We start from the raw sequence: 15556 nt of genomic DNA on the forward strand, positions 1-15556 counted from the left end.
ACTTCCGTCTCTTCATCGCCCACCTCCGGCTTCATGAAACACCCAATCTCGGTGTCCATCAAACCGGCAGCAGCTCATATGGCCGCACTCTGACAGGCGCGCAGCTTTCTTCCGCATCTATTTGTACGGCGACGCAGGGAGTCGGATGTGGTAGTTGGATCTGTCGTGGAGGACGCAACGATGACCCAAACCAAACTGGAAGTGCCCGCTGAACTGCGGGACCTGGCCGAAAAGACCATCTCGCAGGCGGAAAAGGCGTTCGAGATGTTCTTCGACGCAGCCGGCAAATCGATCGGCACGGTTCCCGGACCTGCCGCCGACATGTCCAAGCAGGCGCTCACTCTCACCGAGCAGAACATCAAGACGGCTTTCGAACACGCTCGAAAGCTCGTTCACGCCACCGAGCTCGAGGAGGCGATGCGGATCCAGTCCGAGTTCCTGCGCAGCCAGTTCACCAACGCCGGTGAGCACATGAAGACGATCACGTCGAGCATCATGTCCGCCGCGAGCAAGGCGACCGAACCCAAGAGCTGAAGCGCGAGCCTCGCCGTCGCAGGAGCGACGGTCTGCATGGACAGAGCTCGGCGGCAGCGCTGCCGCCGAATGGACACGGGCGGACGAGACGGGCGAAAGAGCCCAGCCCTATTTTCGCAGGCTGCCGATATAGGCGGCGATGTCGGCCGCCTCCAGCCGGTTGAGCGGAAAGCTTGGCATCTTCGGATGCGGGTCGAGCAGGAAAAACGCGACCTTCTCTGGCGTGAAATCCGTTTTCTGAGCAATCTGAGCGAAGGTGGGAACGTCCGCGCTGGCCTGCTTCTGCGTCCCTTCGATGAGGTGGCATGAGGCGCACCAGCGACGGGCCAGATCCCCGCCGTGATCCGGATCGGCGGCCCATGCCGGTGTCGACGCCGCAGCCGCGATCGCGATCGCCATAACTCTCATCACCGAGGCGTGCATCAAGGAGCTCCTGATCATTGTCTGTTGAGTGGTGGCATACCTCGCCGGAGTGACGGCGGGTGGCTCACGAAGGAATGTTTCGCCCCTGGAGAGGAGCGATCTTGGCGGCTCCGCCTCGCAGGCACGCGCGGCGCGTCGATGAATCTCGACGTCAATTACAGCATGATTTGGGAAAATGGGACAGGTCGATCCGGCTGACGATTGCCTTCAGGAGCGCGCCGGCGCGGCGCAGCCAGGACATTTCGGCCGAGCGAGACACATCGGTCGAGGCGGTGATCGTCAGCTCTTCCGCAACGTAGGACATGTCGAGCCCTCCCTGTCGCTCAGCATCTTTCCGCTCAGCCTGTTGACGAGGTGCGTACCGCCGCATGCTGGGCATGCGGCGGCCTCATAGGCATCGAACTGGTCGGCAAGAGCCGGTGCGGCCAAGCCGATCTGAACGTTCGATCCCGTCTGGGAGCAGCGAAAAATGAGAGTTTCCATCGCCTGAACATGACAAATGCCGGCATCGATGCCTTGATCTGTCTCAACAGGCGATGAGCGGTCCGGCGCGCGCCGGACCGCCGGAGAGAGAGAAAGTCAGGTCAGGCCATGCGATGCGGCCTTCGCCATCTCGATCCGTTCGGCGACATTCACCGTGGACACGGAACCCGTTTGGGCCGCACGGAGCGCCGCATCGATCTTCGACTTCACGCGCCGGGCCGCGAGCGCGGCGAGTCTGGTCTGGGTGCGTCCGGTCTTGATCTGATCGCCGAACTCGTACCGCCATTCCCACATGTCCGGTTCAGCAGTCGCCACGACCGTATATTGGACACCTCGGTGGATCACGGAACCCCCCCTGTCAACATTTCCACTACAAGTCAACGTCTAAGCAATCTACAATCAATCCGGGCAAATACGGGACTGGAACAATTGCCAGTCCGGCGGTGGTGAGATGCTTAACACCACCATGCCGACAATGTTCCACAGGCACCCGGCTTCCGTGCACACTTTTCGAGTACGGATATTGGCCGTGCACAATCGGCTGAAATGACGGGGGGCAGCCTGAAGACGCAAACGGGGGGCTGCGCTCAATGGCCAACCTCGAAATCTGCCGGAAGGGTGGACGACGCGTGCGGCGGATTCGAGTTCCGATCGATGACCGGCAGGAGATATTAAGGCACAACATGCATGCCGGAGTCGATGTTGGTCGGCCATCCCGAGACGAGGTCCATCTTGTTTGCCGATGATCAAGAGCTGGCGAGGACGGATAGCGTGGCAGCCGGCAACGGCAACGGAGGTCGTGACCTCCGGGTCGACGCGTTCCGGGGGCTCGCCCTCTGGTTCATCTTCATCGATCATGTTCCGGACAATTCGCTGGCGTGGCTGACGCTGCGCAACTACGGCTTCAGCGACACCTCCGAGGTGTTCGTCTTCGTCTCCGGCTACACCTGCATGCTCGCCTATGGCGGAGCGCTGCCGAAGCAGGGCTGGGCGACCACGGTGGTGCGGGCGCTGCGGCGCGCCTGGGAGATCTATGCGGCGTTCCTGGTGCTGCTGCTCGCCTATGCGGCGCTGGTCTGGGTGATCGGCGGCGGCACGCGCTTCGTCGACGAGACCAACACCGGCTTCTTCTTTCGCGAGCCCGGGCCCACGCTGGTGCATGTGGCGCTGCTGCAATTCGCGCCCGTCAACACCGACATCCTGCTGACGTTTGCAATCCTGCACATCTGCTTTCCCGTCATCCTGTGGCTGATGATCACCAGCGCGACGTTGACGCTGGTGCTTTCATTCCTGCTCTACATGATGGTTCAGCTGTTCAGCTGGCAGGCGCCGGCGTGGCCGAGCGGCGAGCTGTATTTCAATCCGTTCGCCTGGCAATTCCTGTTCGTGATCGGTGCCTGGTATGGCTGTGCTGGCGCCACACGCCTGCGTCCGCTCCTCGACTCGCGAGCGCTGTTGATCGTGGCGATCGGCTATCTCGCGTTCAGCCTGTTGATGGCGCTCAGCTGGGAGTTCAAGAGTCTCGAGAATCTGATCCCGTCGGTCATCAGCGGCCTGATCTATCCGATCTACAAGAGCCACCTGGCGCCGGTGCGGTTGTTGCACTTCCTGGCGCTTGCCTTCGTGGTGTCGCGGCTGGCTCCGCGGGACTGGAAGGGGCCAATCCGTCCGCTGATGACGGCCATGATCAGGTGCGGCGAGAACTCGCTCCCGATCTATTGCCAGGGTGTGCTGCTGGCCTTCCTCGGCCAGGTCGTGCTGACCGACGTGGCGAGCGGGTTGGCGATGCAGCTGCTGATCAGTGTCGCCGGGATTGCGATCATGACCATCGCGGCCACGCTGCTGACATGGGAATCGCAGCTCGACCGGCGCGGGCCGCGGCTGTTCTGACCGCCGTTCCTCAACGCCGGCGTGCGACGGTGACCCCGAGCAGGAAGGCGACGAACAGGCTCGCGAGCGGGGCCTCGCGGGTGATCGCGCTGATGGTCGACTGGGCGGTCCCGGGCCGCCGCGCGTCCCTTGCCGCTTCGCTCAGCCGGTCCACGGCCGCACTCAGGGTACCCACCACTTCGCCGAGTGCATGCGACATGTCCGTCGCGGTGTCGAGCGCGCGTTCGGCGACGCCCGGCTGCGGAGGTGTTTCGAACGTTTCGCTGCTCACTGTCGTTGCCTTCTTGCCGCGGCTCGTCGGATTGGCACCCTCGTGCCGACGCGATTCGGCCGAGGGGCGCATGTAACGCTCGTGGGAAATGCCGGCTGATGCGATTGGTTCCCTGGGACCGAGACGCATCGCCGGCGAAGCGCGCGGTGCAAAATCGCGCTACGCTGGGCGCCCGGCCGTCGATGAAAGGATTCCGTCTTGGCTTCTCCAGACCTTAAAGCGCCACATCGTATCGCCGTCCTTGGTGCTCCGATCGATCTCGGCGCGTCGGTCCGCGGCACGCTGATGGGGCCTGCTGCGCTGCGCACCGCAGGTCTTATCACCGTGCTGGAAAGCCTCGGGCTCGATGTCACCGACTACGGCGATGTCGGCATCGCCGACATGACGGAGCCCGGTGACGAGCCGCCGGTGAAGGCCAAGCACTATCGCCAGATCCAGCGCTGGTCGCGGGTGCTGGCGCGTCGCAGTCACGAGCTGGCGCAGACCGGCGCCATCCCGATGTTTCTCGGCGGCGACCATTCGCTGTCGATGGGGTCGGTGAACGGGATCGCGCGCCATTGCCGCGAGATCGGGCGGGAGCTGTTCGTGCTCTGGCTCGACGCACATGCCGACTACAACACGCCCGAAACCACCATCACAGCGAACATGCACGGCATGTCCGCCGCGTTCCTGTGTGGCGAGCCGGGTCTCGACGGCCTGCTCGGCGACGAGGCGCGCACGCCCATCACCCCAGATCAGTTGGAGCTGTTCGGCATCCGCTCGATCGACAGGGCGGAAAAGGAGCTGCTGCGTCTCCGTCGTATCAGCATCGCCGACATGCGCGCCATCGACGAGTTCGGCGTCGGCGTACTGACGCGCCGGATCCTCGACAAGGTTCGTGCGCGGAACGGCGTCCTGCATGTGAGCTTCGATGTCGACTTCCTCGATCCCGAGGTGGCCCCCGGCGTCGGCACGACCGTACCTGGCGGCGCGACCTATCGCGAGGCTCATCTCATCATGGAGATGCTGCACGATTCCGGGCTGGTGCGTTCGGTCGATATCGTCGAGCTCAACCCATTCCTGGACGAGCGCGGCAAGACCGCGCGGGTCGCAGTCGAACTGATCGCCAGCCTGTTCGGCCAGCAGATTACCGATCGGCCAACGCCCACGAACGCGATCGTGCCGGACCAATAGGCGGATGCCTCTTCGCTCGCCGCTGGTGAGCTCGAGGCATCCGAGGGCGTCGAGCTCAGTAGCGGGCGTCGTACATCTTCGACTCGACCAAGCCGAGCAGATCGTTCGGCGCCGGCCCCGTGGCGAGCCCGTTCTGATAGGCAACGCCGGCCACCGCGGCGCCGATCTGGGCAGACACCTCGCGGATGCGCGGCAGCGCCGGGTACAGGCTGCCCTGCTCGAGATCGGCGCCGGTGACGCAGTTCGCCAGGGTGTGCGCGGCAGCCATGAACATCTCGTTCGTCACCAGCCGCGCGCCGCTGGCGATGACGCCAAGGCCGACACCGGGGAAGATGTAGGAGTTGTTGCCCTGGCGCGGCACGAAGGTCTTGCCGTCGAGCTTGACCGGATCGTAGGGGCTGCCGCAGGCGAACAGCGCGCGGCCCTGGGTGTAGCGATAGGCCGACTCCGCCGAGCATTCCGCCTTCGAGGTCGGATTTGAGAGCGCAAAGATGATGGGGCGCTCGTTCAGCTCGGCCATGGCCTGCAGCACTTCCGGCGTGAAGGCGCCGCCGACGGCCGCAACGCCGACGATCGCGGTCGGCTTCAGCGTCCTGATCGCGGTCAGGAAGTCTGCGATCGGGGCCTGATCGTGCGCATAGCGTAGCTTATGGCCGTGCAGGTTCTCTCGCCCCTTGATGACGAGGCCGCGCGAGTCCATCAGCCAGTTGCGCCGCAGCGCCTCGGCTTCGGACAGGCCCTCGGCCATCATGGCGGAGACGACGAGATCCGCGATGCCGGTGGCCGCCTCGCCGGCGCCGAGGAACAGCACGGTCTGGTCGCGCAGCTTGCCGCCAGTGATACGCTGCGCCGAGAACAGGCCGGCGAGCGCCACGGCTGCGGTGCCCTGGATGTCGTCGTTGAAGACGCAGGTGTCGTCGCGATATTTGTGCAGCAGCTTGAACGCGGCGTGGTTGGCGAAATCCTCGAACTGGATCAGCACGCCCGGGAAGGCGGCGCGCGCGGCCGTCATGAACTCGTCGACGAACGTGTCATAAGCTTCGCCCGTAAGGCGCTTCTGGCGCAGCCCAATGTAGTAGGGGTCGGCCAGAAGCTCTTCGTTGTTGGTGCCGACATCGAGCATGACCGGCAGGCACTCCTCCGGATGAATGCCGGCGCAGGCCGAGTACAGCGACAGCTTGCCGACCGGAATGCCCATGCCGTTGGCGCCGAGATCGCCGAGCCCGAGAATGCGCTCACCGTCGGTGACGACGATCAGCTTGGCGCGATATGGCCAGTTGGCGAGGATCTCCGCGATCCGGCCGCGGTCATTGGCCGAGATGAACAGGCCGCGCGGACGCTGGAAGATCAGGCCGAATTTCTGGCAGGCGAGGCCGACGGTCGGCGTGTAGATCAGCGGCTGGATCTCGTCGATGTTGTCGCAGACCACCCGGAAGAACAGCGCTTCGTTGCGGTCGTGCAGTGCATTCAGTGCCACGTACTTCTCGAGGTCGCTGGACAGGCTGCGAAGATTGACCAGGATCCGCTCTGCCTGGGCCTGCATCGACATCACGCCGGCGGGCAGGAAGCCGCGCAGGCCGAGCGCATCGCGCTCCTGCTCGGTGAAGCCGGTGCCCTTGTTGAGCAGCGGATCGCGCAGCAGCGCGAGTCCGCGCGGGGAATAGGGGGATAGCGTCGGTGCGCTCATGCGTTGCGGTTGGGTCAAGGCAGTCTCCGAGGTCCTTTGTTCGAGCACCGCCATACCGGAGCGCGCCCAGCGTTGATCGGCATCAATCGCGGCGGGATGGCGGGAACGGACTGTTAACACAGTTTACGTCCCGCGTTGCACCAATGACATTGTGCAACTGCGTTGCAGCTGACGCAGAGGGAAACGCGATGGTCGCTAGGCGCGGCCCGTGACGAATGACCACAGCAGGGCCAGCACGGCGATGGCCATGATACCTGTCCCGATCCATCCCAGGGCGATCAGCCAGGACCGTCCGCGGAAGCGGCCCATCAGCCCGGCATTGGACACGATCACCATCATCATCGCCATGATCGGCACGGCGGCGATGCCGTTGAGCACGGCGCTCCACACCAGCATGTGGATCGGGTCGATGCCGGTGAAGCCGAGCCCGAAGCCGATGATCGTGGCGGCAGCAATGATGCTGTAGAAGCCGACCGCCTCGTCCGGCTTGGCCTCCAGGGTCGCGTGCCAGCCGAAGGTCTCGGCGACGGCGTATGCCGCCGAGCCCGCCAGCACCGGGATCGCCAGCATGCCGGTCCCGATGATGCCGAGCGCGAACAACAGGAAGGTGAGGTCGCCCGCGAGCGGGCGCAGGGCTTCGGCCGCCTGCGTCGCCGAGTCGATCCTGGTGATGCCATGCGCGTGCAGCACCGTGGCGGTCGTCACGATGATGAAGAACGCGATTGCGTTCGAGAAGATCATGCCGATCGTGGTGTCGATCCTGATCCGTCGGAGGTCGGGGTGGTCCTTCTTCGACAGCTCGCGCAAGGGACGGTCGACCTTGCCCTGGTTCATCTCCTCGACCTCCTGCGAGGCCTGCCAGAAGAACAGGTAAGGGCTGATGGTGGTGCCGAGGACGGCCACCACCGTCAGCAGATAGTCGGCCTCCGTCGAGGGGCTGGGCCATACCGCCGCGAGCAGCGCCGTGCTCCAGGGCACTTCGACCATCAAGGCGGTCGCGACGTAGGCGAACAGGCTGAGGGTCAGCACCTTGATGAAAGGTGCGTAGCGGCGATAGGGCAGGAATACCTGGAGCAGCGTCGACCCGGCGGCGAAGATCAGCGCGTGCTCATGGTTGAGACCGCCGATCACCAGCGACAGCGCCTCCGCCATCGCCGCGATGTCGGCTGCGATGTTGAAGGTGTTGGCGCCGACCAGGAGGGCGACGAGGCCGAAGACGATCCCGCGTGGCGCAAGCGCGGTGATGTTGGCCGCCAGCCCTTTGCCGGTGACACGGCCGATGCGCGCGCTCACCAGCTGGATCGCGATCATGAAAGGCGCGGTCAGAAAGACCGTCCACAACAGCCCGTAACCGAACTGCGCGCCAGCCTGGGAGTACGTCGCTATTCCCGACGGATCGTCGTCGGCGGCACCGGTCACGAGACCTGGACCCAAAACCCGGAATACGCTCCAGGGCGACCGTTTCGGTTTGTTCGGTTCGGATGCAACGGTCATGGCCATGGCAGTGCTCCCCCGGCGGTGTATGTCTCTCGAAGTCGCACGCCCTCTTTTCGTTCCCGGCTCCGGAACCGGAGGGGAGTACCAGCGTTCCAGATCACGTCGGATTTCGACCAAGGGGGACGCGTGCCGGACCAGCGGCAAACAGGGCATGATCAGGAGCTCGGCATGGCCGAGCGCGAGAGGCTTTTCGCCGGAGGCAGTGAGCTGGCCGGACTGATGTTGCGGTTCGATTGGGAGAGCACCTCGATCGGAACGCCGGAGCATTGGCCGCAGAGCCTGAAGACGGCCGTCAGGCTCATGCTGACATCCCAACAGCCGATCTGGATCGGTTGGGGAAGGGAGCTGATCTATCTCTACAATGATGCTTACAAGACCATCATCGGCGGCAAGCATCCCTGGGCTCTCGGTCGCCCGACGTCCGCGGTCTGGCACGAGATCTGGGAGGACATCGGTCCGCTGCTGGCAAAGGCCGGCGGCGGTGACCAGGGCACCTATGTCGAGGCGCAGCTCCTGATCATGGAGCGCAACGGCTTTCCCGAGGAGACCTACTACACGTTCTCCTACAGTCCCATACCGGACGACGATGGATCGCCCGGAGGAATCTTCTGCGCCAACACCGATGACACCCAGCGCGTGATCAGCGAGCGCCAGCTCTCGCTGCTGCGCGAGTTCGCAAATGCCGGGGCTGGGGCCCGCAGCATCGACCAGGCCTGCGCAAGCTGCGCGGACGCCTTGGCGCGGGAGTCGCGCGACCTTCCTTTCGCGATGATCTACATGACCGACCCGGACGGCGAGGCGGCGCGGCTGGAGGCCTTGACCGGCATCGACCGCGATCATCCCGCCGTTCAGCCGAGGCTGGGAATTCAGCCGGAAGGAACGTGGCCTCTGGCTGAAGCGCTGAGGCTGCAGGATGCGGTGCTGGTTCGCGATCTTCCGCGGCGGTTCGGCCTCAGCTTTCCGACCGGCGGATGGCGTCAGCCGCCACAGCACGCCGTTGTGCTTCCGCTGCCCGCGTCGGGGGAAGCCGGATGGGGCGGCTTCGTCATCGCAGGTCTCAATCCGTTCCGCCTCTACGACGAGAGCTATGCCCGCTTCCTGAACCTCGTCGCGGGGCAGATTGCAGCGGCCGTCAGCAATGGCGGGGCCTATCAGGCAGAGCGGCGCCGCGCGGAAGCGCTGGCCGAAATCGACCGCGCCAAGACGACGTTCTTTTCCAACATCAGCCACGAGTTTCGTACGCCGCTGACGCTGATGTTGAGCCCGCTGGAAGACCTGCTCGGCCGCGACGAGGCCCAACTCACCTCCGAAGCGCGATCCGTCCTCAGCCTGATCCACCGCAACGGCATTCGCCTGCTGAAGCTCGTGAACACGCTGCTCGACTTTTCGCGCATCGAGGCCGGCCGCATGACCGCGCACTTCGAGCCGATCGATCTTGCGGTCTTCACTGCCGAGCTCGTGTCCAACTTCCGCTCGGCGACGGATCCTGCCGGCCTGCGTCTCATCATCGACCCCAAGCCCCTGTCCGAGCCGGTGTATGTCGACCGCGACATGTGGGAGAAGATCGTTCTCAATCTGGTGTCGAACGCGTTCAAGTTCACCTTCGAAGGTGAAATCGCGGTGTCGATCGGCTTGTCCACCGACCGCAATCATGCCGAGCTCAAGGTTCGCGACACCGGCACCGGCATCCCGCCCAGTGAGCTGCCGCACCTGTTCGAACGGTTTCGTCGCATCGAAGGCGCGCGCGGCCGATCCTTCGAGGGCAGCGGCATCGGTCTCGCTCTCGTTCAGGAACTGGTGAGGCTTCACGGCGGGGAGATCGCTGTAGACAGCGCGCTCGGCCGCGGCTCGGTCTTCACCGTGCGAATTCCGCTTGGCTCGGCGCATCTGCCAGCGGGCCAGATCGGACCTTCCCATGTCCTGACCGTTACCAACGTGCGGGCCGAGGCCTACATCGAGGAGGCGCTCGGGTGGCTGAACGGCGGTGTGCCGTTCGAGCTTCCTCACCCGTCATCATCCGACGACCTCGGAGTCCGCTCCGCGACGGCATCGGCCCGTGATCGCGTGGTGCTCGCGGACGACAATCCCGACATGCGCGACTACGTCCGCCGTCTGCTCGGCGAGGATTATGACGTGGAGGCGGTCAGCGACGGCATGGCGGCCCTCGAGGCGGTCCGACGGCGCCGCCCCGATCTGGTGCTGACCGACGTCATGATGCCGGGGCTCGACGGCTTCGGCCTGCTGAAAGCGCTGCGTAGCGATGCGCAGCTTCGCGACATTCCTGTGGTCATGCTGTCGGCGCGCGCCGGCGAGGAGGCCAAGGTCGAGGGGCTTGATGCCGGGGCGAGCGACTATCTCACCAAGCCGTTCAGCGCGCGCGAGCTGCTGGCGCGGGTGCGCGCCAATATCGATCTGTCGCGGGTGCGGCACGAGGCCGAGACCACGCTGCGTGAGCTGAACGAGCGCCTGGAGACGCAGGTCTCCGAGCGTACCGCGGAGCTGCAGACCAAGGAGGCGCGGTTGCGGACGATCTTCGAGGCGAGCTACACGTTCCAAGCGCTGCTCTCGTCCGATGGGACGCTTCTGGATGCCAATGCGACCTCGCTCGAAGCGATCGCTGCGCCCCTGCACGAGGTCGCAGGGCTGCCATTCTGGGAGACGCCGTGGTTTGCGGGGACGCCCGGCACGCCCGAGCTGATCAGATCCCTGGTCGACGCCGTCGCTCGCGGCGACGGGGCCCGCCAGGAGTTGCAGCTCGAGCTGCCGGTCGGCGGCTCACGGTGGTTCGACTTCCAGATGCGGCCGGTGCGGGACGAGACCGGACAGGTGGTCGCCATCGTGCCCGAGGCGGTCGAGTTGACCGAACGGCGCAAGGCGGAGGAGGCGTTCCGCCAGGCCCAGAAGATGGAGGCGATCGGCCAGCTCACCGGCGGCGTCGCGCACGACTTCAACAATCTCCTGACCGTGATCCGGTCCTCGGCCGACCTGTTGCGCCGGCGCCAGCTGTCCCCGGAGCGCATGCGGCGCTACGTGGATGCGATCTCGAACACGGCGGATCGCGCCGCCAAGCTCACCGGACAGTTGCTCGCCTTCGCGCGGCGGACGCCGATGGAGCGCCGCGTCTTCGATGCCGCGGGGCATATCGAGCAGATCGAAGAGATGCTGCAGACCGTGCTCGGTGCGCCGGCCGCGATCGAGCTCGACCTGCAAGCGCGGCCGCTTCCGGTCGATGTCGACATCAACCAGTTCGACACGGCCCTCGTCAATCTCGTTGCCAATGCGCGGGACGCGATGGAAGGCCGGGGCGTCCTGACCATTCGCGGTCAGCTGCTGCCGCAGGACGGCCAGCCCGGGCGGCCGCAATTCGTCTCGATCGCCGTCAGCGACACTGGATGCGGCATTGCGCCCGATCAGATCGACCGCATCTTCGAGCCGTTCTTCACGACCAAGGGAGTCGGGCGCGGCACGGGTCTCGGCCTGTCCCAGGTCTACGGCTTCGTGCACCAGTCCGGCGGACGGGTGTTGGCGGAGAGCGAGGTCGGCAAGGGGACGACGCTGACCCTGCTGCTGCCGCGCACGCACAAGCCGTTGGAGCTGCGCGAGCGGACCGAGCACACTCCGGACATGGTCGTCGCGCGCTGGAACGTGCTGGTCGTCGAGGACAACCCGGAGATCGGCGAATTCTCGACCCAGCTGCTCGAGGATCTCGGCTATCGAACCGTGCTGGCGCGCAGCGCAAACGATGCGCTGCGCTTGATCGACGCGAATCCCGGTGGCTTCGATCTCGTGCTCAGCGACGTCGTGATGCCCGGAATGGACGGAGTCACGCTCGGCCGGGAAATCCGTCGCCGGCTCCCGATGATTCCGATCGTGCTCAACAGCGGCTACAGCCACGCCCTCGCCGACGGCGACCGCCACGGTTTCAGTCTCATCCAGAAGCCCTACTCGGTCGATGAGCTCTCGCGCGTGCTGCGTCAGGTCATGGCCGCACGCGAGGAAGGCGCCAAGTCGGCGTCGTCCTGACGACGCGCGCCGCGGCTTTCCCCTGACGTCGGCATCGCGCTCGTGATCCGCACTTGAAGGATGGTGCCCGGGCGGCGTATTTTTGGGCGCTGGGGGAGGTCTCATGGCAGACGTGGAATCGTTGCCGCGCGGGCGTTGCGTGCCGCGGCGCTCATTTGCTCTGGCCGCGTGTGCGGCGCTGGTCGTCTGCAGCAGCGCGTTTGCCAAGGACGATGATGCGGACGAGCCCGCATCGGGTCTCGCCAATGTCTACATCGACTTCCGGACGAACTATGCCTACGTGCCAGGGGGCACGTTGTCGACCGGCCTGGGCGACACGTCCCTGTTCGGAACCCTCTCGCAGCTCGCGACCTTGCGCAAGCTGCTTGACCGGCCGGCTTTGCCCGGACGGCCGCAACTTTCGGCTCCGACCAACCAGGGCCTTGGCGTCGACGTTCCGCTCACCGTCGATCTCGGCGACGCCTTGTCGCTTTGGGCCGGGTTCACCGGAAGCACCTCCTACAACGGCCTGTCCGGCTGGGCCGACGTGGCCATCACCAGCTGGTTCCTCGGCTTCCAGGCCGACGTCTATCAGCAGAACGGCGGCACGCTTCCGACGCTGACCTTGCAGTCGACGCTGACACGGTCGGTGCCGGACTCGCCATTGGCGACCACCTCGTTCAACACCGTCATCGAAGCCAAATACGCGCTCGATCCGGATGAGACGCGCGGCTGGCTCGCGGGCGTTCAATACACCCATGTCGAGGTCGATTCCGCGCTCGCGCATGTCGGGAGCACGACCGCCGGCTATATCGGCGGCTTCTACCAGTGGGAGAACAACTGGAAGGTCTCCGCGCGCGTCGGCATCCAGTCGTTCGGTGGCGCGCAGCTGCTCGCCATCACGCCGATCGCGTCCTACACGCAGCCGCTGGTCAGGCTCGATCTCGATCGCATGGATGACGATGACAACCGGCTGTTCGGCATCACCGCGCAAATCGCCTGGGCGCCGAAGCCGGTCTATCAGCTGACGGTGAGAACGCCACTCTACGCGATCAAGAACTGACGGGGTGATCGAAGCTGCGCGCCGGCCCGTCTCAGCGCATGCTCACGAACTTGGCCCAGAGGCCGGCGAGCAACGCGCCGGTCATCATGTAGTGCGGCTTGTCGCAGAACAGGCTGCCATATTGACAGACATCGGCGCCGACCGATCCCAGCTGGTGCTGACCCGCCGCGTAGAACAGGGCGGACAAGCCGGCCAGTACGACCGCAACGACATACATCGGAAGACCTCCTCCACCGGCCGCGCCCGACGGGCTGAAGTAGCATTGCCGATCGGCGCAACTATCTGCGCTTGACACGTCGGGCAAATCAGGCGCATTTTGACATCGTCGAAGAAACCATAAAGCCCGCGCCGCGAACTCGGCAGCGGGCTTTTTATTGGCTCGGCCCGGATTTGGAGCGGCGGTTATCGAAATCGCAAAGCCTGACCGCCGCATTTCGATCAAATTTGACATGTCGGGCAAATCACCGGCATAGTGTCATTATCGAATTTTCCGAACAAGATGATGCCGCGTTGTCCGCGGGCATTTTGACTTGAGCAGCGCAGCCCGGCATCGGCTGTCGACCACGATCGTCGGCTATTCATCGCGCGTCGTGCAGCGCGCAGACAACTTCGAACATCCGGATACTCGCCGGCCCGCGCGAACGGGCCGGTGCGTGGGCGTGGCGACCGTCGCTTCACCCGCAGCGGTCCCTTGCTTGAGCCGAGGGATAGGGTTCGCGCCTGAAACGATCGCGCTTTCGGCTGCGATCTGCCGCGCTTTTCCTTCGCCCAGGAGAGAGGAAGATGACCGCCTACCTCATTGCGCTCGCCCTGATCGGCCTGGTGATGGTCGCAGCCGCCGATGCGATCTCGTGACGATCACCACCCTCGCATTCATCACCCATGATATCAGGGACGTGACCATGTCGAAGACGATCACCGAAATTCGCTCGATGGCCCGCAGCCACACCAAGACGGCGATCAACACGCTGGTTGGCGTGATGCGCTCACCGAAGGCGACACATGCCGCGCGCGTATCCGCCGCCAACGCCATCCTCGACCGCGGTTGGGGGAAGGCGCCTCAGGCGCTGCAGAACAGCGAGGACGGCGCCCTCGAGCTGATCCACCGCATCGAACGTGTCATCGTGCATCCGGATGAGCACGATGGGGAGCAGGTGGATGAGTGATCCCGGTGGTGGGTGAGGCGTGAGCGCCTCGCAGGATCGGGAGATCGGCTTTCAATTGGCGTGGCAGCTTGGTGTTCTCTCCCCGGCTCCTGGGACGGTGGCGAAATCAGATCGAGACATGCCGGCCGGAGACAATGAGCCGAGACGGACTCAGCGCCCAAACAGCCGCAAAAATCAGAGCCGGCGGACTTGACGTCGACGCTCGTTTGTTCGATCTTTGTTCTCGGTCTGAACGTCGTTCCTTGGGCAATCGCAATCTGGATATCTTCGGGTCATCAACATGATTGCATCAGCACGGTCGGCGCGAGTCGTGAGTGTCTTGAAGCGGCTGCTTGCTCTCTGGCTGTTGCTCTTCGGATTATCGTGCCGCGCGGCTGTCGCAAGCGATGTCCTCATCAGCTATGCGGTTGAAGCCAAGGGAGAGACGGATAGCGGCAATCTCAACGATTGCGACGAGGTTGGCGTATGCCGCTTCCACGCTGCCGGTCTAGACGTTGAAGTCGTCCTCTATACAGAAGCAGGCGTTGCCATGCTGGAGATGATTGTCAAAGGACCGCCTGGCTGCTGTTATACCTTCGAGGCCAAAGAGCAATTTCGAGCGACCATTAAACCCGGCCTGACGCGGTTGGAGATCTACCAGCGCATGTGGTCACCGCACGATGATTTCGTCAGGACCCCGTTCTCCTGGAATCGACGGATTGGAACCATCTATCTCGCGTTCTCACAAAAGCGCTCCGCGAAGTAATCGGGCGCGTCATGATTAGGAAGGATTGGACATGGCCAGCGGACGAGATTTCGTAGAGCGGGCGCCACTGCCTCCGCCAGGGGCTCCGAAAATCGAGGAGGGTGACCGATCTCGTGTGTTCGGAGCAATTGGAAAACAGATCGACGACATCGTGAACGGACCCGGGTCCTATTATCCTGAGGGGCACAAGAAGAGCCCAGATGCGCTGCTGGAAGACCTGACCAATTTTTATGGTTCTGTTGAACGTCTGAGCAAACAGCTGGATGACCCCTCCAACATCATGGGTGACGTGCTGGACCAGATCAAGAAGTTCAATGACGCGTTTGCCCCGTCAGCAAGGTGGAGTACGCCGAGCTCCCAGAAAGACAAGGCCATCGAGCTGCCATTTAAGCTCGTTCCGGAGACGAGAGATCGTAACGTTATCGATGTGCCGGATGACGGACCATATACGCCGCCCATGCCATGGAGAGCGCCGAGAAAGGATCGCAACGTGTTGTTGAGAGGACCGCAGCGCGTTGCCGGTGGCGTAGATCCGTGGGTCTCTCGGCGTCTCGCAACGCGGCTGGTCTTTCCCTCCTGACCATCCGTCGCATCCAGCCAAACGCAATTGCAGGCCGGGCTG

General features: G+C 64.3%; 15 protein-coding genes. 8 read left to right on the forward strand and 7 right to left on the reverse strand.

The window, feature by feature from the left end:
* Positions 1-180: 180 nt before the first annotated feature.
* Complete coding sequence (locus QX135_RS24840; protein WP_315739142.1) at positions 181-534, forward strand: phasin; 354 nt, start codon at positions 181-183, stop codon at positions 532-534.
* Between the two features lie 108 nt (positions 535-642).
* Here QX135_RS24840 and QX135_RS24845 read toward each other — a convergent pair whose 3' ends face one another.
* The 3 genes from QX135_RS24845 to QX135_RS24855 all read right to left on the reverse strand — a co-directional run bounded on the left by QX135_RS24845 (position 643) and on the right by QX135_RS24855 (position 1785).
* Positions 643-957, reverse strand: coding sequence for a c-type cytochrome (locus tag QX135_RS24845; protein ID WP_315739101.1), 315 nt, complete (start codon positions 955-957; stop codon positions 643-645).
* 151 nt (positions 958-1108) lie between these two features.
* Positions 1109-1261, reverse strand: a complete 153-nt coding sequence (locus QX135_RS24850; RefSeq protein WP_315796526.1) for a hypothetical protein — start codon at positions 1259-1261, stop codon at positions 1109-1111.
* A 275-nt stretch (positions 1262-1536) separates the two neighbouring features.
* Positions 1537-1785, reverse strand: a complete 249-nt coding sequence (locus tag QX135_RS24855; protein WP_315739099.1) for a hypothetical protein — start codon at positions 1783-1785, stop codon at positions 1537-1539.
* A 426-nt stretch (positions 1786-2211) separates the two neighbouring features.
* Here QX135_RS24855 and QX135_RS24860 point away from each other — a divergent pair, with 426 nt between their 5' ends.
* Positions 2212-3330, forward strand: a complete 1119-nt coding sequence (locus QX135_RS24860) for an OpgC domain-containing protein (RefSeq protein WP_315796527.1) — start codon at positions 2212-2214, stop codon at positions 3328-3330.
* A 10-nt stretch (positions 3331-3340) separates the two neighbouring features.
* Here the strand turns inward: QX135_RS24860 and QX135_RS24865 are convergent, their stop codons facing one another.
* Entirely contained in the window at positions 3341-3601 is a 261-nt protein-coding gene (locus QX135_RS24865) for a hypothetical protein (protein ID WP_316180393.1), read from the reverse strand.
* A gap of 198 nt (positions 3602-3799) precedes the next feature.
* On the opposite strand from QX135_RS24865, the gene rocF reads away from it, so the two are divergent.
* A complete protein-coding gene (gene rocF / locus QX135_RS24870; protein WP_315796528.1) occupies positions 3800-4774 on the forward strand; it encodes an arginase in 975 nt (324 codons plus the stop codon).
* 55 nt (positions 4775-4829) lie between these two features.
* Here rocF and QX135_RS24875 read toward each other — a convergent pair whose 3' ends face one another.
* A complete protein-coding gene (locus QX135_RS24875; protein ID WP_316234368.1) occupies positions 4830-6461 on the reverse strand; it encodes an NAD-dependent malic enzyme in 1632 nt (543 codons plus the stop codon).
* Positions 6462-6656: 195 nt separating this feature from the next.
* A complete protein-coding gene (locus QX135_RS24880; RefSeq protein WP_315739096.1) occupies positions 6657-7961 on the reverse strand; it encodes a divalent metal cation transporter in 1305 nt (434 codons plus the stop codon).
* A gap of 165 nt (positions 7962-8126) precedes the next feature.
* Here QX135_RS24880 and QX135_RS24885 point away from each other — a divergent pair, with 165 nt between their 5' ends.
* Both QX135_RS24885 and QX135_RS24890 read left to right on the forward strand, forming a co-directional pair.
* Complete coding sequence (locus QX135_RS24885; RefSeq protein ID WP_315771502.1) at positions 8127-11981, forward strand: ATP-binding protein; 3855 nt, start codon at positions 8127-8129, stop codon at positions 11979-11981.
* 103 nt (positions 11982-12084) lie between these two features.
* Positions 12085-13023, forward strand: a complete 939-nt coding sequence (locus tag QX135_RS24890) for a hypothetical protein (protein WP_315739093.1) — start codon at positions 12085-12087, stop codon at positions 13021-13023.
* Between the two features lie 31 nt (positions 13024-13054).
* Here the strand turns inward: QX135_RS24890 and QX135_RS24895 are convergent, their stop codons facing one another.
* Positions 13055-13240, reverse strand: coding sequence for a hypothetical protein (locus QX135_RS24895; RefSeq protein ID WP_315739092.1), 186 nt, complete (start codon positions 13238-13240; stop codon positions 13055-13057).
* A 685-nt stretch (positions 13241-13925) separates the two neighbouring features.
* Between QX135_RS24895 and QX135_RS24900 the strand changes: the two genes are divergently transcribed.
* The 3 genes from QX135_RS24900 to QX135_RS24910 all read left to right on the forward strand — a co-directional run bounded on the left by QX135_RS24900 (position 13926) and on the right by QX135_RS24910 (position 15514).
* Entirely contained in the window at positions 13926-14189 is a 264-nt protein-coding gene (locus QX135_RS24900; RefSeq protein ID WP_315796627.1) for a hypothetical protein, read from the forward strand.
* Between the two features lie 319 nt (positions 14190-14508).
* Positions 14509-14934 carry a hypothetical protein gene (locus QX135_RS24905; RefSeq protein ID WP_315739090.1) on the forward strand — a complete coding sequence of 142 codons (426 nt, stop codon included), beginning with the start codon at positions 14509-14511 and terminating at the stop codon, positions 14932-14934.
* A 31-nt stretch (positions 14935-14965) separates the two neighbouring features.
* A complete protein-coding gene (locus tag QX135_RS24910) occupies positions 14966-15514 on the forward strand; it encodes a hypothetical protein (protein ID WP_315739088.1) in 549 nt (182 codons plus the stop codon).
* The last annotated feature ends 42 nt before the right edge of the window (positions 15515-15556 follow it).

Origin of the sequence: Bradyrhizobium sp. SZCCHNR1098 (assembly GCF_032489375.1) — a bacterium.
In the GTDB taxonomy this organism is placed as follows: Bacteria; Pseudomonadota; Alphaproteobacteria; order Rhizobiales; family Xanthobacteraceae; genus Bradyrhizobium.

What these genes read in the sequence shown, in the direction of transcription:
- QX135_RS24850 (WP_315796526.1), bottom strand. Translation starts at nt 1,261, where the DNA reads ATGTCCTACGTTGCGGAAGAGCTGACGATCACCGCCTCGACCGATGTG.
- QX135_RS24895 (WP_315739092.1), bottom strand. Translation starts at nt 13,240, where the DNA reads ATGTATGTCGTTGCGGTCGTACTGGCCGGCTTGTCCGCCCTGTTCTAC.
- QX135_RS24840 (WP_315739142.1), top strand. Translation starts at nt 181, where the DNA reads ATGACCCAAACCAAACTGGAAGTGCCCGCTGAACTGCGGGACCTGGCC.
- QX135_RS24875 (WP_316234368.1), bottom strand. Translation starts at nt 6,461, where the DNA reads ATGAGCGCACCGACGCTATCCCCCTATTCCCCGCGCGGACTCGCGCTG.
- QX135_RS24910 (WP_315739088.1), top strand. Translation starts at nt 14,966, where the DNA reads ATGGCCAGCGGACGAGATTTCGTAGAGCGGGCGCCACTGCCTCCGCCA.
- QX135_RS24890 (WP_315739093.1), top strand. Translation starts at nt 12,085, where the DNA reads ATGGCAGACGTGGAATCGTTGCCGCGCGGGCGTTGCGTGCCGCGGCGC.
- QX135_RS24845 (WP_315739101.1), bottom strand. Translation starts at nt 957, where the DNA reads ATGCACGCCTCGGTGATGAGAGTTATGGCGATCGCGATCGCGGCTGCG.
- QX135_RS24900 (WP_315796627.1), top strand. Translation starts at nt 13,926, where the DNA reads ATGTCGAAGACGATCACCGAAATTCGCTCGATGGCCCGCAGCCACACC.
- QX135_RS24885 (WP_315771502.1), top strand. Translation starts at nt 8,127, where the DNA reads ATGGCCGAGCGCGAGAGGCTTTTCGCCGGAGGCAGTGAGCTGGCCGGA.
- QX135_RS24880 (WP_315739096.1), bottom strand. Translation starts at nt 7,961, where the DNA reads ATGGCCATGACCGTTGCATCCGAACCGAACAAACCGAAACGGTCGCCC.